Source organism: Bariatricus sp. SGI.161 (assembly GCF_050313695.1).
GTDB lineage: Bacteria > Bacillota > Clostridia > Lachnospirales > Lachnospiraceae > JAFBIX01.
In genome coordinates this window covers 22,368-48,599 of record NZ_JBNPLX010000015.1, presented here as the reverse complement: position 1 = coordinate 48,599, position 26,232 = coordinate 22,368, and the positions used below count along the sequence as shown (strand labels likewise).

General features: G+C 40.7%; 28 protein-coding genes and 1 other annotated feature. Of the genes, 24 read left to right on the top strand and 4 right to left on the bottom strand.

The features are described from left to right. Positions 1–70 precede the first annotated feature (70 nt). The 8 genes from ACQRBH_RS10235 to ACQRBH_RS10200 all read left to right on the top strand — a co-directional run bounded on the left by ACQRBH_RS10235 (position 71) and on the right by ACQRBH_RS10200 (position 7,197). Complete coding sequence (locus ACQRBH_RS10235; RefSeq protein ID WP_427761547.1) at positions 71–979, top strand: amidohydrolase; 909 nt, start codon at positions 71–73, stop codon at positions 977–979. A 15-nt stretch (positions 980–994) separates the two neighbouring features. Further along, on the top strand, positions 995–1,780 hold the full coding sequence (locus tag ACQRBH_RS10230; protein WP_427761546.1) for a hypothetical protein: 786 nt from the start codon (positions 995–997) through the stop codon (positions 1,778–1,780). 97 nt (positions 1,781–1,877) lie between these two features. After that, positions 1,878–2,033 (top strand): rubredoxin, encoded by a 156-nt coding sequence (locus ACQRBH_RS10225; protein ID WP_235233310.1) that lies wholly within the window; start codon positions 1,878–1,880, stop codon positions 2,031–2,033. 87 nt (positions 2,034–2,120) lie between these two features. After that, entirely contained in the window at positions 2,121–2,723 is a 603-nt protein-coding gene (locus ACQRBH_RS10220) for an SGNH/GDSL hydrolase family protein (RefSeq protein ID WP_427761545.1), read from the top strand. Between the two features lie 76 nt (positions 2,724–2,799). Continuing rightward, positions 2,800–3,074: a binding site (T-box leader), on the top strand. Between the two features lie 121 nt (positions 3,075–3,195). After that, positions 3,196–4,419, top strand: coding sequence for a tyrosine--tRNA ligase (gene tyrS, locus ACQRBH_RS10215; RefSeq protein WP_427761544.1), 1,224 nt, complete (start codon positions 3,196–3,198; stop codon positions 4,417–4,419). Between the two features lie 45 nt (positions 4,420–4,464). Further along, positions 4,465–5,274, top strand: a complete 810-nt coding sequence (locus tag ACQRBH_RS10210) for an N-acetylmuramoyl-L-alanine amidase family protein (RefSeq protein ID WP_427761543.1) — start codon at positions 4,465–4,467, stop codon at positions 5,272–5,274. A 43-nt stretch (positions 5,275–5,317) separates the two neighbouring features. Continuing rightward, positions 5,318–5,827, top strand: a complete 510-nt coding sequence (locus ACQRBH_RS10205; RefSeq protein ID WP_427761542.1) for a flavin reductase — start codon at positions 5,318–5,320, stop codon at positions 5,825–5,827. A gap of 5 nt (positions 5,828–5,832) precedes the next feature. Then, positions 5,833–7,197 carry an ADP-ribosylglycohydrolase family protein gene (locus ACQRBH_RS10200; protein ID WP_427761541.1) on the top strand — a complete coding sequence of 455 codons (1,365 nt, stop codon included), beginning with the start codon at positions 5,833–5,835 and terminating at the stop codon, positions 7,195–7,197. A 129-nt stretch (positions 7,198–7,326) separates the two neighbouring features. Here ACQRBH_RS10200 and ACQRBH_RS10195 read toward each other — a convergent pair whose 3' ends face one another. Beyond that, complete coding sequence (locus ACQRBH_RS10195; RefSeq protein WP_427743486.1) at positions 7,327–8,634, bottom strand: alpha-amylase family glycosyl hydrolase; 1,308 nt, start codon at positions 8,632–8,634, stop codon at positions 7,327–7,329. A gap of 252 nt (positions 8,635–8,886) precedes the next feature. On the opposite strand from ACQRBH_RS10195, the gene rplM reads away from it, so the two are divergent. The 13 genes from rplM (at position 8,887) to ACQRBH_RS10130 (ending at position 21,057) form a co-directional block, all read left to right on the top strand. Next, on the top strand, positions 8,887–9,315 hold the full coding sequence (gene rplM / locus ACQRBH_RS10190) for a 50S ribosomal protein L13 (RefSeq protein WP_235233325.1): 429 nt from the start codon (positions 8,887–8,889) through the stop codon (positions 9,313–9,315). Between the two features lie 26 nt (positions 9,316–9,341). Next, on the top strand, positions 9,342–9,734 hold the full coding sequence (gene rpsI / locus ACQRBH_RS10185) for a 30S ribosomal protein S9 (RefSeq protein ID WP_235233327.1): 393 nt from the start codon (positions 9,342–9,344) through the stop codon (positions 9,732–9,734). A gap of 247 nt (positions 9,735–9,981) precedes the next feature. Continuing rightward, on the top strand, positions 9,982–10,650 hold the full coding sequence (locus ACQRBH_RS10180; RefSeq protein WP_427761540.1) for a response regulator transcription factor: 669 nt from the start codon (positions 9,982–9,984) through the stop codon (positions 10,648–10,650). Beyond that, positions 10,638–11,567 carry a sensor histidine kinase gene (locus ACQRBH_RS10175; protein ID WP_427761539.1) on the top strand — a complete coding sequence of 310 codons (930 nt, stop codon included), beginning with the start codon at positions 10,638–10,640 and terminating at the stop codon, positions 11,565–11,567. Before ACQRBH_RS10180 ends, ACQRBH_RS10175 begins: the two co-directional genes overlap by 13 nt. A gap of 106 nt (positions 11,568–11,673) precedes the next feature. After that, on the top strand, positions 11,674–12,375 hold the full coding sequence (locus ACQRBH_RS10170; protein ID WP_427761538.1) for an ABC transporter ATP-binding protein: 702 nt from the start codon (positions 11,674–11,676) through the stop codon (positions 12,373–12,375). After that, positions 12,368–14,866: an ABC transporter permease gene (locus ACQRBH_RS10165; protein ID WP_427761537.1), complete on the top strand. Its 2,499-nt coding sequence runs from the start codon at positions 12,368–12,370 to the stop codon at positions 14,864–14,866. The genes ACQRBH_RS10170 and ACQRBH_RS10165 overlap by 8 nt, the downstream gene beginning before the upstream one ends. 298 nt (positions 14,867–15,164) lie before the next feature. After that, positions 15,165–15,416: a PBECR4 domain-containing protein gene (locus ACQRBH_RS10160; RefSeq protein WP_427761536.1), complete on the top strand. Its 252-nt coding sequence runs from the start codon at positions 15,165–15,167 to the stop codon at positions 15,414–15,416. A gap of 536 nt (positions 15,417–15,952) precedes the next feature. Next, on the top strand, positions 15,953–16,456 hold the full coding sequence (locus tag ACQRBH_RS10155; RefSeq protein ID WP_427761535.1) for a YkgJ family cysteine cluster protein: 504 nt from the start codon (positions 15,953–15,955) through the stop codon (positions 16,454–16,456). A 1-nt stretch (position 16,457) separates the two neighbouring features. Next, entirely contained in the window at positions 16,458–18,179 is a 1,722-nt protein-coding gene (locus ACQRBH_RS10150; protein ID WP_427761534.1) for an SWIM zinc finger family protein, read from the top strand. 83 nt (positions 18,180–18,262) lie between these two features. Next, complete coding sequence (locus ACQRBH_RS10145) at positions 18,263–18,403, top strand: DUF4160 domain-containing protein (protein ID WP_427761533.1); 141 nt, start codon at positions 18,263–18,265, stop codon at positions 18,401–18,403. A 12-nt stretch (positions 18,404–18,415) separates the two neighbouring features. Next, positions 18,416–18,691 carry a DUF2442 domain-containing protein gene (locus tag ACQRBH_RS10140; RefSeq protein ID WP_347376075.1) on the top strand — a complete coding sequence of 92 codons (276 nt, stop codon included), beginning with the start codon at positions 18,416–18,418 and terminating at the stop codon, positions 18,689–18,691. A gap of 192 nt (positions 18,692–18,883) precedes the next feature. After that, positions 18,884–20,674 (top strand): DUF7309 domain-containing protein, encoded by a 1,791-nt coding sequence (locus ACQRBH_RS10135; RefSeq protein ID WP_427761532.1) that lies wholly within the window; start codon positions 18,884–18,886, stop codon positions 20,672–20,674. A 155-nt stretch (positions 20,675–20,829) separates the two neighbouring features. Next, positions 20,830–21,057 carry a tautomerase family protein gene (locus ACQRBH_RS10130; RefSeq protein ID WP_235233336.1) on the top strand — a complete coding sequence of 76 codons (228 nt, stop codon included), beginning with the start codon at positions 20,830–20,832 and terminating at the stop codon, positions 21,055–21,057. Positions 21,058–21,111: 54 nt separating this feature from the next. Here ACQRBH_RS10130 and ACQRBH_RS10125 read toward each other — a convergent pair whose 3' ends face one another. From ACQRBH_RS10125 to ACQRBH_RS10115, 3 genes are read right to left on the bottom strand one after another with little or no spacing between them, the layout of a single operon-like run. Continuing rightward, positions 21,112–22,491 (bottom strand): aldehyde dehydrogenase, encoded by a 1,380-nt coding sequence (locus ACQRBH_RS10125; RefSeq protein WP_427761531.1) that lies wholly within the window; start codon positions 22,489–22,491, stop codon positions 21,112–21,114. Then, a complete protein-coding gene (locus ACQRBH_RS10120) occupies positions 22,478–23,713 on the bottom strand; it encodes an iron-containing alcohol dehydrogenase (protein WP_427761530.1) in 1,236 nt (411 codons plus the stop codon). Before ACQRBH_RS10120 ends, ACQRBH_RS10125 begins: the two co-directional genes overlap by 14 nt. Beyond that, a complete protein-coding gene (locus tag ACQRBH_RS10115) occupies positions 23,706–24,182 on the bottom strand; it encodes a MarR family winged helix-turn-helix transcriptional regulator (RefSeq protein ID WP_235233341.1) in 477 nt (158 codons plus the stop codon). The genes ACQRBH_RS10120 and ACQRBH_RS10115 overlap by 8 nt, the downstream gene beginning before the upstream one ends. A 189-nt stretch (positions 24,183–24,371) precedes the next feature. Between ACQRBH_RS10115 and greA the strand changes: the two genes are divergently transcribed. The 3 genes from greA to ACQRBH_RS10100 are packed head-to-tail and all read left to right on the top strand — an operon-like array spanning position 24,372 to position 26,203. Beyond that, a complete protein-coding gene (greA, locus tag ACQRBH_RS10110) occupies positions 24,372–24,875 on the top strand; it encodes a transcription elongation factor GreA (RefSeq protein ID WP_235233342.1) in 504 nt (167 codons plus the stop codon). Positions 24,876–24,902: 27 nt separating this feature from the next. Beyond that, positions 24,903–25,547 carry a thiamine phosphate synthase gene (gene thiE / locus ACQRBH_RS10105; RefSeq protein WP_427744335.1) on the top strand — a complete coding sequence of 215 codons (645 nt, stop codon included), beginning with the start codon at positions 24,903–24,905 and terminating at the stop codon, positions 25,545–25,547. Beyond that, the gene (locus ACQRBH_RS10100; protein ID WP_235233345.1) at positions 25,541–26,203 is read left to right on the top strand and encodes an HAD family hydrolase; all 663 of its coding nucleotides are present in this window, start codon (positions 25,541–25,543) and stop codon (positions 26,201–26,203) included. The genes thiE and ACQRBH_RS10100 overlap by 7 nt, the downstream gene beginning before the upstream one ends. Positions 26,204–26,232 lie beyond the last annotated feature (29 nt).

The window sequence follows — 26,232 nt, the reverse complement described above, 5'->3', positions numbered from 1 at the left end:
AAACTGAATTATAATCCAAATAAAAGAACAGTTCTTTAAATATTCCTAAAATGAATTGGAGGAGAAAAGAATGGGTGCGGAACAATTATTAGAAGAGGCAAAGATGTATGAACAGCAGTTGATAGAGAAGAGACGTTATCTTCATCAACACGCGGAGACAGAATTTGACCTGCATGATACTGTGGCATTCGTGAAAGCGGAATTGCAGTCTATGGGATATGAACCACAGGAATGTGGAAAAGCAGGATTGATTGTAAATGCAGGTGGAAAAAAATCAGGGAAGGTATTCCTGATCCGCGGAGACATGGATGCTTTGCCGATGGCGGAACAGGCAGAGGTGGATTTTCCTTCTGAAACGGGAAAAATGCATGCCTGTGGTCATGATATGCATACAACGATGATGCTGGGAGCAGCAAAGCTGTTAAAAGAGCATGAGGATGAGATCGAGGGAACTGTGAAGTTGATGTTCCAGCCGGCGGAAGAGATCTTTGAAGGGGCTCACGATATGATTGAAGCAGGAGTACTGAAGAATCCAGATGTTGATGCAGCGTTGATGATCCATGTAATGGCAGGACAGCCATTCCCGGCAGGAACGGTTATCGTTAGTGATGGAGGAATCAGCGCACCGGGTGCGGACTATTTTAGAATTATGAGTATCGGTATGCTGAGCGGATTCTTTATCTTGATTCCTCTTGGAAAGAAACTTTGTATGAGCGTTTCTAAAACAGAAAACGCAAGTACATGGAAATATGTATTGAGCGGTACATTTATGTTATGTCTGTTCGCTGTTTATGTACCAGTTCTTCTGATTGGTGATACCATTCGGGCTGCAGTTATGCTTACCGGTCTTGTGATAGCAGTTGTTCTTGGAATCCTTGCTTCAAAACCGAAGCTTAGATGGCTGAATGACTTTATCATGGCATTCTCCATGATCGGTGGTATGGTTTCATCCTTGTTATGGACAAGTATTTTACAGTAAGAGGAGGTAGAGGACATGAGTAAAGATAAGAAGAAAAATAATGTTGTAATGGATCCTTTTCAGCAATGGTCACACAGTAAAGGCCGCATTGGCACGGTGATCGCTTTGATTTATATGGTGTCGGTTCCGTTTATCGTATTAGGATATTATCATGCAATTCCTTCTCTTGGAGAAGTGTTTAATCTGGCGACGATCAGTATTCTGATGATTTATATTCCGGTCGGTATCTCTGAAGCAATCAGTTATACTCCAATCCTTGGAAGTTCGGCATATCTTACTTTTATTACCGGAAATATTATGAACCTGAAGGTTCCATGTGCGATCAACGCAATTAAATTGTCAGATACTGAGCAGAATACACCAGAAGGTGATGCGATTGCATCTGTAGCAGTAGCAGTTTCCTCTATCATGACGGTTATCATTCTGGCACTTGCTGCACTGTTGAGTTCAAGAATTGGATTCGTATTTGAGATACCACAGGTTAAGACGGCTTCAAACTACATTATCCCGGCTCTTTTTGGTTCCCTGACATTAGGTTTGTTCTCTAGCAGCAGCTCTGGAGATAAAGTAGTTAAGGGTGGAACAAAAGGCGTGATCCCTGTATTGATCATTGTATCTGTACTTTCCTTACTGGTACGTATTTCTTCCGGCGGATCTCTGTTTGGAGCAATCGGATTCCTGATTATTGCAATGCTTCCGATTGCAATCATTACTTCCAGAATTATGTGGAAAAAGGGAATTATCCAGGTTGTGGATAATCCGCAGAATGTGAAGAAGGATGAGAAGAAAGAGGAAGAATAGATTTGAATCATAGAAACTTGTTTTCATGAGTAGATTGCGATATAATAGCTTATGTACACATGAATGTACAATTTTGATGAAAAGGAGAATCTGTGATATGAAATATGTATGTGAAGTTTGTGGCTGGGAATATGACGAAGAAGCAGGATATCCAGAAGGCGGTATTGCACCAGGAACTAAATGGGAAGATGTACCGGAAGATTTTGAGTGTCCGCTTTGCTCTGTAGGAAAGGATCAGTTCGCTGAAGCTTAAAGAACAGAAGAATAGAAGGCCTGCCATACTGATATTTTCAGTGTGACAGGCCTTTTGAAACTGCCATATGATCAGAGGAACATTTTTATGAATAGAATTATCTTTTTGGGAGACAGTATTACCGATGCGCACCATAATCTGGGCGTGGATCCTCTGAGCCTGGGAGATGGCTATGTTCAGTTGATTGCTCAGAGGCTGAAGAATACGGATTCAGGCATTCGGGTGTTGAATCGGGGGCATGATGGATTTACTCTTCAGGGAGTATTACGCTTCCTGGGAAGGGACTGTATTCTGCAGAAACCAGACGTGGTGAGTATTCTTGTCGGATGCAATGATGTCGGAGTGATGATGAATACAGGAAAAGATCTGACAGATCAAGGATTTGCTGAGAATTATGAACGATTGCTGACTGAGATACAAGAGGAGACCAGAGCCAGAATCGTCTGCATGGGTCCTTTTCTGTTCCCATATCCTCTGGAATATCAGAATTGGATTCCGGGAATTCTGCAGGCGGAACAGATTATCCGTGAAGTAGCCGGAAAACATCATCAGTTGTTCATTCCTTTGCATGAGGAGATGCAGGAAGCGGCTGAAAGGTACGGCTATGATGCGTTGACAACAGATGGGATTCACCTGACAAGAAAAGGTGCCGAGATTGTGGCTGACAGATGGATAAAAGGAGTAAAATGAGACTGTTGCTGGTATTTATCTTGACAAAATCAAGGAAATCAGGTAGGATTTTAGACAAACCTGTTTTTTATATGATTCAAAGGCTTAGAAAAGAAGAAGTAGTAATCTTTACACCCATACAGAAAGTTGCCGGTTGATGAGAGGCGCATGAAGGAAGCGGTTATGAATACATCTTGGAGCTGCACACCGAAAATATCAGATACTTTTTGTGTATGCGCAATGAAGTATCAGTAGGCTGTGACGTAAGGCACACGTTACTGTGCGAGAGTTGTGAATACGCAACTTACAGAGACTGTTTATGCGAATGGCAGTGAATCAAGGTGGTACCACGGTATATATCCCGTCCTTATCTATGATAAGGGCGGTTTTTTATGATACAGGGATTTTGTCCTAATAGAACATTTCCGAAAAGTGTGGGTCTGTAACATTTATATAAGAATCATAGAATAAAAAAAGAAAAGGAGAGAAAACAATGGGAATTTATGAAGAATTGCAGGCGAGGGGACTGATTGCTCAGGTAACAGATGAAGATGATATCAGAGAGCTGGTTAACAATGGAAAGGCGACTTTTTATATAGGATTTGATCCAACTGCAGACAGTCTCCATGTGGGACACTTTATGGCACTCTGCCTGATGAAGCGTCTGCAGGATGCAGGAAATAAGCCGATTGCTCTGATTGGCGGTGGAACCGCGATGATCGGAGATCCGTCCGGTAGAACCGATATGCGTCAGATGATGACGAAAGAGACTATCCAGCATAACTGTGAATGCTTTAAAAAGCAGATGAGTCGTTTTATTGATTTTTCAGATGGAAAAGCACTGATGGTCAATAATGCAGACTGGCTTCTGGATCTGAATTATATTGATGTACTCCGTGAAGTAGGAGCACACTTCAGTGTAAACCGCATGCTGACAGCAGAGTGCTATAAGCAGAGAATGGAAAGAGGACTTAGTTTCCTGGAGTTCAATTATATGATCATGCAGAGCTATGATTTCTACGCATTATACCAAAAATATGGATGTAATCTGCAGTTTGGTGGTGATGATCAGTGGAGTAATATGCTTGGCGGAACAGAGTTGATTCGTCGTAAATTAGGAAAGAATGCATGTGCAATGACGATTACATTACTTCTCAATTCTGAAGGCAAGAAGATGGGTAAGACTCAAAGCGGTGCAGTATGGCTTGACCCGAATAAGACTTCTCCATTTGAATTCTATCAGTACTGGAGAAATGTTGCAGATGCAGATGTATTAAAGTGCATCCGTATGCTCACGTTCCTTCCATTAGAAGAGATCGACAAGATGGATTCATGGGAAGGCGCACAGTTGAATACTGCAAAAGAGATTCTTGCATATGAATTGACCAAACTGGTTCATGGAGAAGAAGAAGCACAGAAAGCACAGGAAGCGGCAAAAGCATTGTTCAGCAAAGGTGCAGCAGCAGATATGCCTACTACAGAATTGACAGAAGCAGATCTGACGGAAGGAAATATTGATATTCTTACTATGCTCGTAAAAACAGGATTAGTTCCGTCCAAATCAGAAGCGCGTCGTGCAGTACAGCAGGGCGGAGTAGCTGTGGATGGTGAAAAGATAACGGATATCTACGCATCATTTGCCGGAGAAGATCTGAATGGTGAAGGTATTGTCCTGAAGAAAGGTAAGAAGAATTTCAGAAAAGTTGTTTTAGTCTAGCATGCTGCATGTTGGCATGTTGTCGAGTGATAAGGAATGAGAAAAATGAAAAAATATAAAATATTTCTTTTGTTACTCTGTCTGATGTTTATCCTGTCAGGATGTAAAGCAAAAGAGAAGCAGACAGAGGAGACAACGAAAGAACCATTGAAGATAGAATCTGAAGAAGAAGTACCGGAGGAAGAGGAATCTGAAGAACAGGTACAGGAGCCGGAGGAACCTCAGACAAATGGAAAGCTGATCGTAATTGATCCGGGGCATTCCGGGGTGGTCGCTCAGGGAACGGAACCAGTAGGACCTGGAGCATCTGAATATAAAGCAGCAGATTCCGGTGGGACCTGTGGTGTTAGCACAGGGATTCCGGAGTATGAACTGACACTGACATTATCTGTAAAACTAAAGGCAGAATTAGAAAACAGAGGATATACAGTCATAATGACAAGGGAGACGAATGATGTCCCAATGAGCTGTACACAGAGAGCAGATGTGGCAAATCAGAATGGTGCGGACGCATTTGTCAGAATACATGCAAATGGTTCGGAGAACAGTGGGGCACAAGGTGCCATGACAATCTGTACAACACCTTCCAGTCCTTATGTTCCGGGGCTTTACAGTCAGTCCCGGGCATTATCTGACTGTATTATCAATCATCTTTGCGCGGCAACCGGATGCAGAAGCGAAGGAGTATGGGAAACAGATTCCATGAGTGGAAATAACTGGAGCCAGGTTCCGGCCACCATTGTGGAAGTAGGATATATGACGAATCCACAGGAAGATCAACTGATGGCAACGGAAGATTATCAGAATAAGATCGTGCTGGGGATTGCAGACGGAATTGAAGATTATTGTTTCTGATTGCCTCATGATAATGAGGAAAAAAATAAGGAGGAATAGTATTATGGCATTTCAGGAAATAGCAATTAACAGTTTAGAATTCAATCCATTTCAGAAGATTTCAAAAGAATGGATGCTGATCACAGCGGGTGATGAAACCAAAAGCAATACGATGACAGCAAGCTGGGGAGGCCTGGGAATCATGTGGGGCAAAAACATTGCAACCGTGTATATCCGTCCACAGCGTTACACTAAGGAATTCGTTGACCAGAATGATACATTTACCATTTCATTTCTTGCGGAAGAATACAGAAAAGCATTGAATGTATGTGGAAGTGTGTCTGGAAAGAATGTGGAAGATAAGTGGAAAGAAGCAGGGCTTCATCCATATTATGTAGACGGTACAACAGCTGTAGAAGAAGCGGATCTCGTATTTGTCTGCAAAAAACAATATCATCAGACTATGAAACCAGAATGTTTCGATGTCACTGAAAATGATGACAAATGGTATCCTGATAAAGATTATCATGAAATGTATATGGCAGAGATTGTAAAGATTCTGAAGAAGGGATAGCTGATATGTTAAGAGATAAGATGCTGTGGATATTCCCAAGTGATATGTTACGGGATGAGTATCGTCAATGTGTGGATGAAGGTCGTTGTGTAGAAGAATATGCTCCCGAGATTGAAAAAATCCTTGCAATAGAGGAGGAAGATAGTCGAAACGCACAGGCGAAAAGACTATTGCTTCAGATGGAACAGACTCCGATAAAAGAAGATTTTGGATATCTGGAGCCAGTGTCTTATGAGGAGATTCAGCGATGTCTGAGTGAAGAAGCAAAGCAGAATTATCCGTACGATACAGATCATCTCAAAGACCATGTGTTAGGTGCAGTCTATGGAAGAATTACGGCCTGTGTACTTGGAATTCCTGTGGAGGGATGGCCACGCAAGAAGATAAGGGAATATCTGGAGGCAACAGATCAGATGCCTTTAGCATATTATATTTCCTCAACGAAGGATGATACTGTCCGGGAAAGATTTGATCTCCGGGAAGAAGATGCAATGACGTCTTATGACCGTCAGAAAGTAGAATGGTACGATAATCTGAATGGGCAGTTTCCGAATGATGATGATATTAACTATACCGTAATTGCGCTCAAGATCCTTGAACGATATGGAAGAGACTTTACGATGGAAGATGTTGCGGAGGCATGGCTTCTTGGAATCCCTGCATTCCATGCCTGTACCGCAGAGCGTGCAGCTATCCGGAATCTGATGAATGGGGTATTACCGCCGAAGTCAGCTGTGGAATGTAATCCTTACCGGGAATGGATCGGAGCTCAGATACGGGGAGATTTCTTCGGCTATGTGAATCCCGGCCATCCATTAGAAGCAGCAGAGATGGCATACCGTGATGCATCGGTGTCTCATACGAAGAATGGTGTCTATGGAGAGATGTTCATTGCAGCCTTGATCAGTCTGTGCTTTGTTCCGGATATGACGATGATAGAGAGAATCTATACAGCATTGCAGCAGATTCCGCCCAAGAGTCGGTTAAAAGAAAGTCTGGATGAAGTGTGTCGGTGGTATGAACAGGGATGGACATTTGATACAATGGCCGAAACAGTGCATCAAAGATATCACGAAGAAGAGATGTTTGACTGGTGCCTGACCATTCCGAATGCTATGCTGGTCGTTGCATGCCTGCTCTGTTATGATAACTTTGACGATGCAGTGACCGCTGCAGTGCTGTCTGGATTTGATACGGACTGTAACGGGGCAACCGTAGGTTCCATTATGGGAGCGATTCATGGATTGAAAGGCATAGATCCGAAATGGTATGAAGCATTCGATGGGATTGCCCGTACCAGTGTGCATGGATATCATGAGATACCATTGCAAGAATTGGCAGAGCGGACAATCTCACTGATAAAAGAATAGATGAATATAGTTGGAAAAAGATAAACAGCCGGATTGCATAGAATCTCATGGAAACTATGTGTCCGGCTGTTTAGATGATAGAGTTGTCATGGTATTTGAAAGTATTTTCTGTAGAAAGCCATATAAGGATTATTGTTTCAGATATTGAATGCTGTAAGGAGGTAATTCCAGCTCTCCATTCATGGAGAGTTTTCCATGAGTCAGTAATTCGACCGCATCTCCTTGAAGATCCTGATGCCTTGCAGTATAAGGGGTATCTGCTGCATTGATCGCAACCATCACTCGTTCTGTATCTGAAGAGCGCTCAAAGATCAGCTGATGATTCTGGATCAAGACATTTCGATAAGTGCCATTGCACAGAGCACCGCTGTTCTGGCGGGTACGAATTAATAGTTTCATAAAGTCTGTCAGTTCATTGGGCTTTGGCACATCGAAACAAGGTCGCAGTGAATAGTCGTTATCCGGCGCTTTTTCTCCGGGTTCTCCCCATTCACTCCCATAATACAGGCATGGAATCCCAGGCATCCCCAGTAAAAGACCATAGGCCAGAGGAATGTGTTCCTTGTTCGTTAATATACTTGCAAGTCTCGTGACATCATGATTATCCACAAAAGTCATCAGATGCTTGCCACGATAGATACACCAGGGATCAGCTCCAAATTGACGATGCAGAGAATGTGCGATCTCAAAAAGGTTCATGGAGTTAAAGCTTGAGAAAATCCCCTTGTAACATTCATAGTTTGTACAGCTGTGAAGCATATCATCATTCACGATCAGATTATAGTCTCCGAATAATACTTCTCCGATCAGAGCAAAATCAGGTTTTAATTCCTGAACATAAGAACGGAGCCTGCGCATAAAATTATGATCCAGGCTGTAAGCAACATCCAGTCTCAGACCATCAATATCGAATTCATCTACCCAGAATCTGACACACTCCAGCAGATATTCTATAACAGCCGGATTCTGAAGATTCAGTTTGACCAGCTCATAATGTCCTTCCCAGCCTTCATACCAGAATCCGTCATTGTAACAGCTGTTTCCGTCAAAGTTAATATGAAACCAGTCTTTGTATGGAGAATCCCATTTCTTTTCCTGTACGTCCTGAAATGCCCAGAAACCACGTCCTACGTGGTTGAATACGCCATCCAGGACAATCTTGATTCCATGTTCGTGAAGACAGTTACAGACTTCGAAAAAATCTTCATTCGTTCCAAGCCGGCAGTCGATCGTTTTGAAATCACGGGTGTCATAACCATGGTTGTCGGATTCAAAGATTGGATTCAGAAGAATAGAATCAATTCCCAAGTCGTCCAGATAATCCGTCCATTCCATTAATTTGCGGATTCTAGGAACACATTCTCCGTCATTGTGAACAGGAGCACCACAGAAACCTATGGGATAGATTTGATAAAAAACACTATTGTAGGCCCACATTTTATACCTCTCTTCCTTGAAATAATCATTCAGTTGTAGTATCGTAAGAGATGTCTCAAGGCAGAGACACTTACAGCAGTTATTATAGCAAAAATCGGAAGAAAAATCAAAGAAAATGGTTGACACGCGTGGCACCGTATAATATAATAATTCAGTGTGAAAAAACGAGAAACAGCACGAAACCAAAGCCCCGGAGTCTTGCTGATTCTGATATAATTATTACAATGTTAATGATTCATAGGAGGTAAACCAATGAAAACTTATATGGCTAATCCAGATAAGATTGAAAGAAAATGGTATGTAGTTGACGCTGCGGATTATACATTAGGACGTTTAGCATCAGAAGTAGCTAAGGTTTTAAGAGGAAAGAATAAACCGGAATTTACACCACATGTTGATACAGGTGATTATGTAATCGTTGTAAATGCTGAGAAAGTAAAAGTAACAGGTAAGAAGCTGAATCAGAAGATTTATTACAATCACTCTGATTATGTAGGAGGAATGAAAGAGACTACATTAGCTGAGATGATGAACAAGAAACCTGAAAAAGTGATTGAACTTGCTGTAAAGGGAATGCTTCCAAAAGGACCTTTAGGAAGATCTATGATTAAGAAACTTCATGTATACGCTGGACCAGAGCATGAACAGCAGGCTCAGAAACCAGTAGAACTGAAATTTTAAGGAAAGGTTGAAAGGAGGATATTACAGTGGCTAAAGCAAAATTCTACGGAACAGGAAGAAGAAAAAAATCAATCGCAAGAGTATATTTAGTACCAGGAACAGGTAATATTACTATAAATAAAAGAGATATCGATGAGTATCTTGGACTGGAAACATTAAAAGTTGTTGTACGTCAGCCATTGGTTGCTACAGAGACATCTGACAAATTCGATGTAATCGTTAACGTAAAAGGCGGCGGATACACAGGACAGGCAGGAGCAATCCGCCATGGTATCGCAAGAGCACTTCTTCAGGCAGATCCAGATTACAGACCGGTTCTGAAGAAAGCTGGATACTTAACACGTGATCCACGTATGAAAGAACGTAAGAAGTACGGTCTCAAAGCAGCACGTAGAGCACCACAGTTCAGCAAGCGTTAATCATACATTCATACGAGACAAATACAGATATTCAAGGTCCATCTGGGATTATCCCGGGTGGACTTTTTGTAATTCTCCGGAATTTCTTTGTTTTCTGATATTCGCATTTTTTGTGCACTGAATAATCACAAAATTGAGATTCTTTGTTCTTTTTTCATACCCAGGAAAAGTCTGTGGTACAATATTGAAAGGTATCATTGCTATGCAGAGATTTCTTTGTGAGAATCTGTATTGGAGGAATTAGGATATGCAGATTATATTAGTTGTAGAAGATGATTATGATTTGAATCAGGCGATCTGTTATTCTTTGAAAAAGTCAGGATATGGAGTTTATGGTGTGACTTTTATGGAAAAAGGGAAGCAGATTTTTTTGGGGAATCAGATAGATATGGTCCTTCTGGATGTGAATCTTCCAGATGGCGAGGGATTCTCTTTTTGCCAGTGGGTAAAAAAGCAAAGAGAAGTTCCGGTCATTTACCTGACAGCCAGGGATATGGAGGAGGATGCTCTGGCAGGATATGAATCCGGGGCAGAAGATTACGTTACTAAACCATTTTCAATGAAGATTTTACTTAGAAAAATAGAAGTCATTTTAAAAAGAACTGCTTCGGTCAATCGTCTGATTTTTGCAGATGAGTATTTATATATAGATTTGGATAATGCACGAGTAACGGTAAAAGGTCAGGAATGCCCTGTCACACCGACAGAGTGCCGTCTGCTTCGTCAATTTCTTATGAACAGGGGACAGCTTCTGACTTATGATCTGTTATTGGAACGGTTGTGGGACAGTGGGGGACAGTTTGTGGACAAGCACGCCCTGGCAGTAAATGTGAATCGTCTGAGGGGAAAGATTGAAGATAAGGATCACAGGTATATTTCAAATGTATATGGGATGGGATATCAATGGATTGGCTGATGTGTATCATGATGATAATTTTATTTGCAGCAGTACTGGTATTGTTATGGAAAAACTACCGGATAAAAAAAGAAGCGAAGTTGTTTGCTGAAAAGGTGGAAGATGTTCTGGATGCTATCGTAACGGGTAAAGAATGGAATATGGAAGAGGAATTGGAGGATAGCCTCTGGGGAAGAACAGGAACACAATTAGCGAAAGCCGGGCACGTATTTCGGAAAAAAGAAGAAGACGGTTTTCGTGAGAAAGAAAGAGTAAAGGGCTTGATTTCTGATATATCCCATCAGACAAGGACGCCCATTGCTAATATAAAACTATACCTGGAACTCCTTGAGGACGAGGAGGTTTCGCAAAGCGGTCAGGAGTTTTTGGGAAAAATCAAAGGGCAGATGGAAAAAATTGATTTTTTAATGCAGAGCATGGTAAAAATGTCAAGGCTTGAAACGGGAATTCTGCAAATACATAAGGAAGACCAAAATCTATACGAAACCATCCGCCATGCAGTTGCCGATGTGGTTCCGGAGGCGGCTTTGAAGGGGATTGATCTATATGTGAACTGCGAAGAAAATATGATGATTCGGCATGACAGCAAATGGACGGAGGAAGCAATTTATAATATTCTGGATAATGCACTCAAGTATACCGAACCTGGTGGAAAGATCCATATTCAGACAGAAAGACAGGAATTATTTTTTAAGATCAGCATTTCCGATACCGGAAAAGGGATTGCCCCGGAGAGGCAGGCAGAGATCTTTACAAGATTTTACCGTGAGCCGGAGGTCCATGATAAACCAGGGGTTGGGATCGGATTATATCTTGCAAGAACAATTATGGAACTTCAGAAGGGCTACATAGAAGTACAGTCTGAAGTGGGAAAAGGAGCGTGTTTTCGCCTGTATTTACCGGTGATTAAATCGTAACATAACCGATCGGGGATTGTCACAATCTTGTGATAATTAAAAATTGAGACAGGTTTGTGATTTTTAGGAGATATTCTATAGAATATCAAAAGAAGGAGGCAAACCAATGAAAGAATACATTGTAGAGACAAGAAGCTTAAAAAAATACTATCAAATGGGTGAAAATACGGTAAAGGCATTGGATGGCGTAGATTTTCGTGTGAAAGATCAGGAATTCGTTGCTATTATCGGAAAAAGCGGATCTGGAAAAAGTACACTTTTGCATATGCTGGGTGGACTGGATGTGCCAACAGAAGGGGAAGTGTTGGTAGAGGGTAAGTGTCTTTTGGGGCTGAAAAAAGAACAGCTTGCCATATTCCGCAGAAGAAAGATCGGGTTTATTTTTCAAAATTATAATCTTGTCCCGGATCTTAATGTATATGAGAATGTTATTCTTCCGGTGGAACTGGATGGGAGAAAGGTTGATGTGGAGTATGTGGATAGGATACTGGAACTTTTAGGGCTGTCAGAGAAGAGGGAAGCTCTTCCTGGAACATTATCTGGTGGACAGCAGCAGAGGGCTGCGATTGCCAGGGCGCTTGCGGCGAAGCCCGCCATTATTCTGGCTGATGAACCGACGGGAAATCTGGATTCGGTTACCAGCCATGATGTACTCGGACTTTTGAAAATGGCAGCAAGACAGTTCAGCCAGACCTTGATCTTGATCACTCATGACAGAGACATTGCACAGCTTGCAGATCGTATCGTACATATTGAGGACGGAAAGATTGTAGGAGATACCAGGAAGGGAAGTGATTCCTATGCTTAAGAATCCGAATCAGAAAGTGATCAAGAGGATGGCACGGAACGCTTTAAAAGTAAACAGGAGAAAGACCATTACTTTGTTCCTTGCGGTTCTTCTTTCTTCCTTTTTGGTATTCACAATATTCACAGTTGGAGATTCTTATTTTAGACTTCAGAAAATTCAGAACATCCGTATGTCAGGAGCTGAATTTGATGCAATCATGTATGGAGTGACGGATGAACAGAAGCAAATGTGTGAGAACAACCCGGATATCGTTCTGACAGGTACGGTGGGAGTCTGTGGATGGGTAGAAAAAACAGATCAGGATTCCACACCTAATGTGGGACTGATCTGGGCAGATGATGGATATTGGACACAGATGATGGAGCCGGTCAGAGAAAAGTTGGAAGGAAGATATCCGACAGCTTTGGATGAGATAATGGTAACAAAATCCGCTTTAAAAGAATGTGGTTACGAAGATCTTGATGTAGGCGATACCCTTGCTATGTCTTATGGAACACATGAGGGAATCTTTACAGGGACTTTTCGAATCTGTGGGATCTGGGATGGATATGGACCCAAGAAGCAGTTTTATGTCTCGAAAGCATTTTATGATCAATCGGGATGGAAGCTTTCTCAGGCAGCTTCCGGTCGTTACTTTATGGATTTTAAGCAGAAAATAATGACAAAAACAGAGCAGAATGCTTTTATCGAAAGTATGGACCTTGGAAAGCAGCAGAATCTTTTCTTCATGGAAGATCTTGGCGCATCGGTTCAGATATTGGCAGGCCTTATTGGCTTGATTGCAGTTACCTGTTTGTGTGCGTATCTGCTTATTTATAATATTATGTATCTTTCCGTAGCTGGAAAAGTTCGTTATTATGGTCTGCTTCAGACGGTCGGAATGACTGAAAAGCAGATAAAAAGGATGATGAAGGAACAGATGCTTCTGATAGGATCTGCAGGGACAGTACTTGGATGTCTGGCAGGGGGGCTGGTATCCTTTTTCCTGATTCCTGTTGTAGTAAAATCCCTTGGAATTAAAAGTGGTTATGTTGGAGCAGACATGGTTCGTTTTCATCCGGCAGTTCTGCTGGCAACCATCTTACTGGTTGGAGTTACCATCTTTCTGGCCAGCCAAAAACCGGCAAAAATGGCAGCAGATATCTCCCCAATAGAAGCGCTTGGTTATCGTCCGACCCATAAAACCGTAAAAGAAAGAAAAGCAGGAAAGGGGAAAGTAATAGCAAGACTTTCTATGGAGCAGTTTACAAAGGATAAGAAAAGAACTGCGGTGGTACTGTTGTCTTTGACAGCCAGTCTGTCTGTGTACCTTTGTATTGTGACCATGCTGGACAGTCAGGCAGCAAGAACCATAGTGTCAAATTATATGGATACGGATATGGTTATTAAAAATGATACGGCATGCAAAGAAAAATCAGAAGACAGAAGAGATATTCTGGATGAATCTTTCGTGAAGTCAATCAAAGAAAATGCTGGAGTCTCTGAAGCACATTCTATGATATTTGCCGAGATTACAGTTCCATGGGAACCGGATTTTGCTGAGATGTGGATGAAAGAATTTTATGCAAAGTGGATGAGCACTCCATATAGTAAGGAAAAGGACGAGTATCAGAATCATCCTGAGAATTTTGGATCCTCTCTGATTGGAATTGATGAACAGGAATTTGATTATTTAAATAACAGTCTTGAGCATCCGATAAATAAAGAGGACTTCCTTTCGGGAAAAGCATGTATTGTTTATCGAAATGGTTTGGATTTCGCAGATACTGACGTAATAGGAAAAAATGTGACATGTGCTTTGTATGAAGATCAACAAACGACAAAAACTTTTATCATAGAAGGAGTTACGGACGAGAATTATTATACGGCACTCCTTGGATACCCACCGACGATTATAGCCAGTGATCAGGTGGTGAAAACATTTGCCAATCATCCAATTACACTAAAGACCAGCATAAAATATCACAAAGAATATGATAGGGATGCAGAGCAGGAAATCCTGGCGTTATTAGAAGAAAATGACAATGCAAAAGACTTTTCCTGGGAATCCAAAATCGAAGATGCAGATGAGATTGAAAAAGCACAGGGCAATATGCCGCAAGTGGGAATCGGGATTGTGTTGATTCTGGCTTTTATCGGAATCATGAACTACATGAACACCTTTGTAGTAAATGTGCAGAGCCGGATGACGGAGCTTTCGGTTATGGAGAGTATCGGGATGACCACGAAGCAGCTTCTTGGAATGCTAGTCAGGGAAGGAGTTCTCTATGCAGGCGGCGCATGGCTTGTTACACTAACAGTAGGAATGGGAGTAACGTATCTTCTTTATGAATCAATGAATTATCAGGGGATTGCGTTTTCAGTACCATTACTTCCACTTTTATTTGCATTGGGAATCAGTTTGCTGGTTTGTACTATGGTTCCAGTGCTTACCTGGATCGTTTTGGAAAAGAAAGGAACTGTTGTTGAGAGGATTAAGGGAGTTGAGTGATTTTGGAGCAATACGGAAATTGAAAGTTTATGGAATTTACAATTGATTTTTTGAAGAATACTGCATATAATATAAGTGACAGAAGACTGTCAGGTGTGCTGACACCTTAAAAATCTGACATTTATGTCGCACATTATGAGGCGAACGGTTGGGGAGCAACAGAAAAACTCTACATTTTTGCCGGTGTTATTGACCGGACGGTTGGCAGACAACAGAAAAATCAGCATTTTATAGTTTTTAAAGGGTTGTCCGACATGGGCAACCTTTTTCTGTATCGTAAGAGGTGAGTTACTAATTAATGAAATATGATAAAAAGAAAGCACTGGAAATTATTGTTGAGACGGCTAAACAGTATGATAAATGGTTGAAATCAAATCATTTTCTAATTTTTTATCAAAAAGGGAAAGAACAGGATTGTGTGGAAGTAGGTTTTCGAGATCTGAATTTCCTTCATTTGACTGGGATAAAAACCAAGTTGTCAGCACAAAGATTTTTCTCCTTATGTATCGATGGAAAACTATCTTCTAAGTGTTGGTTTCAGATCTGGTAAAACAGTAGATATGCCAGTCACACTGTATAAAGAAAATGTGAAAAAACTGATTAAACCGGTGTGCAAGGTCCTTGCAATATTCAAGAAGCCTTATAATCAGCAGACTTATACAGAATGTACATATTGCTCAAAGGGAATAAATCTATCAGAATTATCATTGCCAGACAAGGTTGAGGTGTTTTTATCTGCAGAAGAGGAAATGATAAAGAGGTGATAGTATAAAAAGAGCCAGATACCATTTCTGATACCTGGCCATGAAGAGAAGTGCTCAGTTGTTATTAGATGCTGTGGGTTTGCAGCATGTATGCAGCACATATATCTACAAAGCCTTATTATACGGGTTTCCACAGTTTCGCAAACGTTAATCATTCGTTCGAGACTACAAATTATATACGACGCAGAACGTCACAAGACGTTTCACGACCTCTCAGGACATTTGTTCTGGGAGGTTTTTAGTTTATCAGAAGTGAGAACTGTGGTAGAATGTAATCAGGTTCATATGTAATATTATTTTCATAAGAAAGAGGATAAAAACAATGCTGGCGCCAAGGAAAGTGAAATTTGAAGCTCAGAAAAGAGAAAGGGAAAATCTGGAATTTCGTACATTTTTGAAGTGTAATGCGGATGAAAAAGAACTGGATGAGCAGTTTTTTAAATTGCATGACGAGTTGTTTACACAATATGATTGTAATAGATGTAGAAATTGTTGCAAGATGTATCATGGAAGCATTCCGGAGGAGGATGTTGAGAAAGATGCACTGTATTTAGGAGTAACCGCTACAGATTTTGCTGAACAATATTTAGGCGGAAAAGATTCTGAGGGGAATTACCAGACAAAGCATAAACCATGTGATTTTTTGATGGAGGACGGGAGTTGTAAATTGGGAGATTGCAAGCCTGAAAGCTGTAAAAGATATCCGTATACGAATCAACCAGAACGTCTGTGGAGCTTATATAGTGTGTTGGAGGCTGTGTCTGTTTGTCCGGTGGCTTTTGAAATCTATGAAAGACTGAAGAAAGAATATAGGTTCAAGAAATAAAATGAAATGGTATACATTATTTAGACAACATATTTTGGACAGAGGGATTGAATATTATGAAGATGGTCATGTCGTAGATTTTAGCTATTCTGATGACGAAATTATAGCACAGGTAGATGGAACGGATGTATATGATGTTCAAATTACGTTGGATGGAGAAGACGTAATAGATATGTACTGTTCCTGTCCATATGCAGCGGATGGAAGAAATTGCAAACACATGGCGGCGGCTTTGTTTCAGTTTGAGGAAATGCTGGCTGGAAAGGATGCTGAAATAGAAGATAACGATACAGAAGAAGAGGTTTCATTACTAAAAGAGGACTTTTTCCAAAGGCATCAAAGGAAAAAAGAAGAAGTAACAGAGCTTATTTCAAAAATACCGGAAGACAAAGTAAGAGAATTGTTGGTCGAATTTGTTTTGGCAGATGAAGGATTAAAGCATAAATTGCAGATGCAATATGAATTTAAAATGAATAGTAAGTTAATGCTGGAACTTCGGACAGAAATAGATCACATTATATATCGAAATAGCAGAGGAGGGTATGTGGATTGGTATCATGCCTCTGAATTTACATCCGAGTTAAGCGGTTTTTTGCATACAAAGGTAATGCTATTAATTGAAAAAAATTGCTTAAAACAAGCGTTTGAGTTGACAAATCTGGTATTTCATTGTATTGGAAATATCGATATGGATGATTCGGATGGAAGTTCTTCTTGGGTTGCGAATGCCTGCTATGAATGTTGGAAGCAAATTATTGAAAAAAGTGATGATATATACAGAAATGAGATAAAAACATGGTTTGAAACGCATCAGGATGGGTACGTAATTGATATATATGAAGAATATATGGAAGAAATCCTGTTTGAATTTTTTGCAACAGAAGAAATGATAACAGAAAAGATTAAAAACCTGGATAATTTCATAAATAAACGTTCGGGATCCGATTGTGGAACAATATATTCGGTTCACTATGGATTTGAAAATCCAATCATAAAGAGAATAGAATATATGAAAAAATTAAACTATACTGCTGAGCAAATCAAGGAGTATAAACATGCAAACCGCAGGTTTTTTGTGATTCGAGAATTGGAAATCTCAGAGGCAATCGAGAATAATGATTATGATACAGCTATAAAGGTGTTGTTAGAAAGCAAAGAGCTTGATGCTGGTAATATCGAGCAGTTGGAAAAATATAGCGAGCAATTAATAGAAATATACGATAAATTAGGGAAAACAGAGGAATATATTGAGGAACTTATACGGTATATTACATCTTTTTGGCAATATGATTTAACCTATGTTAAGATGTTGAAAGCATGTATTGTGAACCCGGATCAATGGAGTCAGATGGTTGATGATATCGTGATGAAAAGCCGGTATGAAGATTTTGTATGTCAGTTACTCTATGAAGAAAAACGATATGATGAGTTGATGAGTAAGATTGAAGAGAGTTCCAATAAAGTTAGTCTGCTGGATTCATATGATAAAATTTTGCGCAAAATAATGCCGGAACGAGTAATAAAAATATATTCTGCTTATTTAAAACAGGCGGCTGAAATGGCGAATGAAAGGAAAAAATATAAATATCTCATGCCATATCTTAAGAAGATATCTAAATGTGATGGAGGAAAAACTGTAGCAGAAGATATTGCGGCTACATGGAGACGAGAATACAAACGTAGAACTGCAATGATGGATGAACTTCGAAAGGCAGGTTTTTAAATTGCTTAAAAATAAAAGAATTGTTTTGCAAAATCCCCTGGTGTGGTAATATATATATAAGATTGGCTACGGAGGTGTTAGATATGCCAGAAATTTCTTTGTTTTATGAGATTCGTGTTACAATGTATTATGAAGATCATAATCCACCACACTTTCACGCAGAATATAATGGAAATCAAAGATGGACTTCCATTAAATCGAATCAATCCTTTGGTTTAATATGAGAGGGGATGAATATGTTTCCAAAAGTAGTGCAGGTAATCCCATATAGGGACTATAAAGTAGATGTATATTTCGAGGATGGAAAAATAGTTTGTTATGATGCAAGTCATCTCTTAGAAAAAAAGGTTTTTGAACGATTAAAGGATATTGATTTTTTTATGAATGCATGCACAATATTAAATGATTCATTGGCTTGGGATGTCACTGGAACCAGAGATGAAAGCAAATGCTTAGATTTGGATCCGGATATGCTATATGAATTAGAAAATGTAAAGGAAAAAATTGCTTAAATATTTGTCCGAATACTTTTTCAAAAAGCCAGATACCATCGCTGATATCTGGCCATGAAGAGAAGTGCTAAGTTGTGATAAGCTGCTGTGGGTTAGTAGCAAGTATGCAGCACACATATGTTTAAACAGAACGAAGGAGAAAGCTTTCGAAAAGATCGCACAAAAACAATTGAAATAGAGAGAGGTAATCATATGGCGAAGCAAACAAGAGGAGTCTGTAAATTTTGTGGCAAAGAGTATACGAGAGGTGGAATGCTAAGGCATTTGCCGACGTGTAAAGCCCGGAAGAAAAGAATGGAACAGGAAAATGGCAAACCAAGATGTGGATGGTTTGAATTAGTAATCTCAGATAAATATGATTCTTCATACTGGTTAATTGTAGAGATAAGGGAAACGGCAACATTAAAAGACTTAGATGCATTTATTCGTGACATCTGGGTAGAATGTTGTGGACATCTTAGTGCGTTTGAGATTCAGGGAATAAGATATGAGTCTTGCCCAGATACAGACAGCTTTTGGGGACCTCCTGCAAAGAGAATGAATGATAAAGTAAAAAATGTACTTATTGTTGGTGATTCAATAAATTATGAATATGATTTTGGTTCTACAACAGAATTGGTGATTCGTGTGCATGATTATTATGTGGGAGCCCAAAAATCAGAAAAGATCACCTTGTTATCGCGGAATAATCCACTTCAGATTCTTTGTAGTCAATGTGGAAGTAATGTGGCACAGTGGGTGGACCCTGAAGGAGTGTATGAAGGTAATCCGTTTTGGTGTAATGAATGTCTGGACGAAGCTGATATAGGAGAAGATACCTTCTTCTTACCAGTATGTAATTCACCGCGAATGGGTGTCTGTGGGTATGAAGGAAGTAACCGTTATCCAGATCAATTTGTGCCAGATGGTAGCATGGATGAAGAAGAGAAAAACTTTGAAGATTCTGGAGATTTTGTGCCATATGAAGAGGGCAGGAAAGAAGCAACAATCATACAATGGAAAGAATTATATGAAACGGCAACGAGAATTCAAAAACTAGAACCCTGGAAAAAATTCTGGGATATGGATATCATTGGAATCAGAAATGGTGCTGAAGAAGATACTACATTTTTCAGCATCCTTGGCCGTGGTGGTGATTGTTATGGAATTGTGGTGTATGAAGGGTATGAAGGACTCAATGATTTTATGATGCTTACGATGCAGGAACAGTTGAACCTTCCGGTTGATTATGTGATGTTTTCGCAGAGAAATCTGACGTGCTATTGGGGGAACAGAGATGAGCTGTCGAATGAGCAGAGAAAGATTATAAAAGAACTGGGGTATAAATATAGAGGGAAAAATCAGTGGCTGTATTTTCTGTCTTTTGAACCTGGATATTTCCCATATAATTTCAATCAGGATGAAGTGCTTCGAATGACAGAATATCTGCAAGATCTGGAAGTCGCGTTAGAACAATATGAAAAACAGAAGATGTCTGTAGATTTTGAAAAAGGTAATATGCTTTCTTTGGAGTTTGAAGCGGATAAAAAGACTTGGGAGCTTAGTGCAAAACCTCTTCCATTTATGTCATTCCAATTTCGGAATCTGATCATAACAGATGAAGAGCTGCTTGCTGATTTATCCCGGGCATCAAAGTGTAAGATGATATTAGAGATAGATGTTTCCATACCAGGATTTCGAATCAATGATGTAGAATATGGTCGACCGGCGAATCCTGCGATGTACATGATTGCAGATGCCTCGTCGGGAATGATGTTAAGATGTGAACTTCAGGAACCGAAAGAAGATGCGGTTGCGTCTATAGCAGAAGAAATCGTTGGATTTATTTTACAATGCGGTGCGCCTGATGAAATTCGGGTATCCAACATATTGGTAGAGGCTGGTCTTGAACAGATTTGTGATGTATGTGGAATTAAACTTCGCAGAGTTAAGCGGTTAAAGGCATTAGATGAATTCAAAAAAGGGATGAAAGATTTTCTGTAGTGGATGGACAATAAATTAGTTGGAGATTTCTATATATTAAAAAGAAAAATTGTGTTAAAATCTATTTAAGCGGAAATATAGTATCAGGTAATTGATATTACGGCTCAAATCTAAGATTCTCATAATTGAGAAGGAAATTAAAGGAGGGAAATGATATGCCACATATCAACGTAAAATTATATGCCGGAAAAAGTGAAGAGATGAAGGAAAAGCTTGCAAAGGCAGTAAGAAAAGCTCTGGCTGAGGAGTCCGGAGTCTGGAAAGAAAGCGATATCTCGGTATCTATGGAAGAATATTCACCAGAAGAGTTTGAAGCAGCAACAAAAGCAAGTTTTCAGAAAGAACAACTTGTATTTGACTCAGACTATATTAATTTTAAGTAATAGCACAGCCTCCCGGTGATTCTCTGGGAGGCTGTTTCAGAATATGTTTATAGATTATTTTAAGAAAATATGGATTAATTTGTTGTTGAGTTTTTTATATGGCTGATATCGCATCGGAAGATCCAGCCATGTTTTTTTGTCTACGATACTCTTGTAATGGGAGAAGGTATCAAAACCGTCTTTGCCATGATAAGAGCCCATGCCGCTTTCTCCAAATCCGCCGAATCCCATTTCGCTGGTAGCCAGGTGGATGATGGTATCATTGATACAGCCTCCACCGAATCCACAGCGGGAAGTAATTTTTTTCGCTACGTACGAGTTATTTGTGAAAATATATAATGCCAATGGATGTGGCATTGCATTGATGTTACGGATGGCTTCATCCAGAGAATCATAGGTCAGAATCGGCATGATCGGACCGAAGATCTCTTCCTGCATTACGACATCGCCAAAGGTGACATTGTCCATTACTGTAGGCTCAATACGTAAAGTGGCACGGTCAAAGTTCCCGCCGTGTACAATCTTGGCAGAATCCATAAGTCCAAGAATCCGGTCGAAATGCTTTTCGTTGATAATCTTTCCATAATTTTCTCTGTTTAATGGCTGTTTACCGAACTGCTTTTGAATCTGTTTCTTGATTTCTTTGACCAGACGTTCTTTGACCGAGCGTTCGCAGTAAATATAATCAGGAGCAACACAAGTCTGGCCGCAATTCAGATATTTACCGAAGACAATTCTCTTTGCTGCAAGCTTCAAGTTGGCATCTTTATCTACGATACAAGGACTTTTGCCGCCTAACTCCAGAGTGACCGGCGTTAGATGAGCAGAAGCCTGCCGCATGACTTCTTTACCGACTGCCTGGCTTCCGGTAAAGAAGATATAGTCGAAATGTTCGCTTAACAGGCAGGTATTCTCAGCCCGCCCTCCCGTTACGACAGCAACATATTTTGAATCAAAACATTCCTGGATCATTGCCCGGATGATTTCACTGGTGTGAGGAGAATAAGCACTTGGTTTCAGTACTGCAGTGTTACCGGCAGCGATAGCATCGACCAGTGGATCGATAGTCAAAAGGAATGGATAGTTCCATGGGCTCATAATCAGAACTACGCCATAGGGAGATGGCTTTTTATAGCTCCTGGAGTGGAACTGAGCGAGAGGAGTATGCACCGCCTTTTCTCTGGCAAATGAATGAATATGCTTCAGCATATAGCTGATTTCGCTTAACACAAGTCCGGTTTCGCACATATAACTTTCAAATGCACTTTTTCCAAGATCTTTTTTGATTGCTTCGTTGATGTCTGCTTCGTGTTTTAGAATACAGGCCTTTAATTTTTTCAATGCCAGGATGCGGGCGTCAATACTGAGAGTTGCGCCGGTATAATAATAGGTGCGTTGCTCCTGGACGATTTTTTTAATCTCAGTTTCTGTCATGATCAGCTTCCTCCTCTATATCTTCTTCCATCAAGAGATAATAAAAATCCTCTAATTCTTCTGCATTCATTAATACTGGAACCGGATAAAGAGGATTTGCTTCTTTGTCAGCGTAATGTGCCAGTTTTGGAATGTCCTCCTCCTGGATTTCTTTTACTGTATCTCCGATGTGAAAGCGCTTCTTCATATCTTTAATGGCATCAATAAATGCTTTTGCTGCTTCATCGTATGGAGTTCCTTCTTCTACGATTCCGGCTTCCAGAGCCAGACGGTATAATTTTTTATGAATGCTGGTGCCATAAGCTTCTAATACAAATGGCAGCAGGATTGCATTTGCAAGTCCGTGCGGAATATTATATTCTCCGCCAAGAGAATGTGCGACTGCATGGACATATCCAACATAAGATTTGGTAAATGCACATCCGGCATAGAATGAAGCGTGGAGCATATTCCTTCGTGCATCCACATTTTTACCATCATTATACACGATATCGATATTTTCGAAAATTAATTTTACAGCTAAAAGAGCATCTTTTCGAGTGCCAGGCGTAGTAGAATTGCCGATATATGCTTCCACAGCATGGGTCAGAGCATCCATACCGGTTGTCGCAGTAATGAATGGTGGAAGACTTAATGTAACTTTTGGGTCTAATACTGCATAACGCGGGATTAGTGGAAAATCATTGATTGCATACTTGTGCCGGGTCTCTGCATCTGTGATAACAGCAGCCAGGGTGGTCTCGCTTCCAGTTCCGGCAGTTGTAGGAATGGCAATTAGAAGAGGAAGTTTCTTATGTACTTTCAGGATTCCCTTCATTTTTGCCAGAGACTGCTTCGGTTTTGCAATTCTGGCTCCGACTGCTTTGGCACAGTCCATACTGGAACCGCCCCCGAATCCGATCAGCGCATTACAGCCGTTGGTCTGATACAATTCCAGAGCTTCTGCAACATTGTCAGTCGTTGGATTGGCAACCGTCTTGCCATATATGGTGTAGGCAATGTCATTTTCGGACAGTGCGTTTTCCAGACGCTTCGTCAGGCCGAGTTTCATAATGCCGGCATCCGTAATAATAAGCACATGGTCACATTTTTTCTTCTTAATAAAATCCGGCAACGCTTTCACACTTCCCACAATCTTTGGTTTCCGATATGGAAGAAATGGCAGTGCAATCTTAAAGGCAGTCTGAAACGTTCTGCAATATAGTTTTTTAAGTTTATTCATAATCGTATCCTTTCTGCTGTTGTTCTAATTCTTCACAAAGCTTGTCTAGATTATTCGCAATCTGGAATAAGACACGGTAAAAAACCTCCCGGTCTTCATCGCTAAGACCTTTGCCTCCCATCAGTGTTGCGTGAAGAATTAAATCAGTTACTTTCGATGCATATTCATTTCCTTCTTCCGTTAACACCGCTTTGGTTCGATACTTTTTCCCCGTGCCAGATTGGTCATACTCAATAAAATGATGACGCTCAAGATCCGCTAATATCCGGGAAATCCCCGCCTTGTCTTCCCGGCAGAGACTGCACAGTTCTGTAGCAGTAAGCCCCTCCGGATTCTGATGCAGATAATAGATACACATGGCATGTGTTCCTTTCAATCCAAGAGAATTCATACGAGCCTTCTTAATCTTCTGGATATCCTTGTATATCTGCGAGGTACCAAGCGTAAGCATTTCAAATCTTTCAAGCATTGAGAATCATCTCCTTAATATAGAAGTTGACAAATCAACAAGTAACATAATGAATATAGCATCAGAAAGTTGATTAGTCAACAGGCGGGGACGGGGGTTTTTTCATTTTCCCCCGTCCCCACCTAGACAAAAACCTGGTCAAAGGATAGAATAGAGGATAAATGAATTGACAAGGAAGTGGAGAATGCTATGGGAGAGCAACTGACGCAAAGTGACGTACAGAAGATTAAGGAAGAGATTGAATATCGGAAGCTGGTGGTTCGTAAGAGGGAGCTGGAAGCGGTGAAGGAAGCAAGGGCTCAGGGGGATTTGAGTGAGAATTTTGAATATAAGGCAGCGAAACAGGATAAGAATCGGAATGAGAGCCGTATCCGTTATCTGGAGAAGATGTTGAAGAATGCAAGGATTATATCGGATGTTTCGAGGGATGATGAGATAGGGATTAACAATACGGTGGATGTCTATTTTGAAGAGGATGACGAGACGGAGACTTACCGGCTCGTGACCAGTGTGCGTGGTAATTCACTTCAGGGATTGATCAGTATTGAATCCCCGCTTGGGAAAGCAATAAAGGGACATAAGGTCGGCGACCGGGTCAAGGTTAAGACCAACGGTGAGGATGGATACTATGTGATTATCAAGAAGATCGATAAGACGACGGATGATTCTTGTGATACTTTAAGAAAATACTAATGATTAAATTAGAGAGGAGACATCCAGATGAACTGTAAAAAAGAAGATATGTTGTTATATGCTATTACAGATCGTAGCTGGCTTGATGGGAAGACATTATACAGCCAGGTCGAACAGGCGCTGGAAGGCGGCGTTACTTTTCTGCAATTAAGGGAAAAGGAGTTGGATGAAGAGCATTTTCTGGAAGAAGCCAGAGAAATAAAAGAATTATGTAGGAGATATCATGTCCCATTCGTTATCAATGACAATGTGGATATTGCAGCTGCTGTGGATGCAGATGGGGTCCATGTGGGGCAGAGTGATATGGAGGCTGGAAATGTCCGTGAAAAACTTGGCCCTGATAAGATCATCGGAGTGACAGCCAAGACGGTGGAACAGGCGTTGCTTGCTGAGAAGAGAGGAGCCGATTACCTGGGAGTGGGTGCGGTGTTTCACACGGATTCGAAGGCAGATGCCAAGGGAATCAGCCATGAAACATTAAAAGCAATCTGTGACGCCGTAAAGATACCGGTGGTGGCAATTGGAGGAATCAGTAAGGACAATGTATTGCAGCTTGCTGGAAATGGAGCAAGTGGAATCGCAGTCATTAGCGCCATATTTGCACAGAAGGATATAAAAAACGCAACAATAGAATTAAAAAAGTTAACCAAAGAAATGGTGGAATCATGTTAAAAGGAATCATTTTTGATGTGGATGGAACACTCCTGGATTCAATGGAGATCTGGCAGGATGTAGGCGTGCGTTATCTTGAGAAGCAAGGAGTGAAACCAGAACCAGGACTGAGCGAGATATTGTTTCCCCTTGGAATTGAAGAAGGCGCAGTATATTTAAAAGAGCATTATCATTTAGAGCAAAGCGTAGATCAGATGATTGCAGGAGTGCTGGATACAGTGCGAGATTTTTATTATAATGAAGTTCAGTTAAAGCCCGGTGTGACAGACTATCTGGCGAGCCTGTACCAGAAGGGCATATCGATGGTCGTGGCAACATCCAGTGAAAGAGAACTGGTGGAGGCAGCATTCAGGCGACTGAATATAACGAATTACATTGAGAAAATATTTACCTGTTCGGAAGTCGGAGCAGGAAAGAATCGTCCCGTTATCTATCAGAAGGCCAGTGAATATCTGGAGGCAGGACCCGAGGAGATCTGTGTATTTGAGGATGTGCTTCACGCACTTGAGACGGCAAAAAGAGCAGGCTTTCACACGGTAGGCGTGTATGACAGATTTAGTGCGGATGATAATGAAAAGATCCAAGAGACGGCAGAGCTTTATCTGGAAGATATGACGGAAGTTGACAGATTCTGGAAATATGCATCTGGGATATGAATAAAAAGATGGAAATGAATTTCAGATGC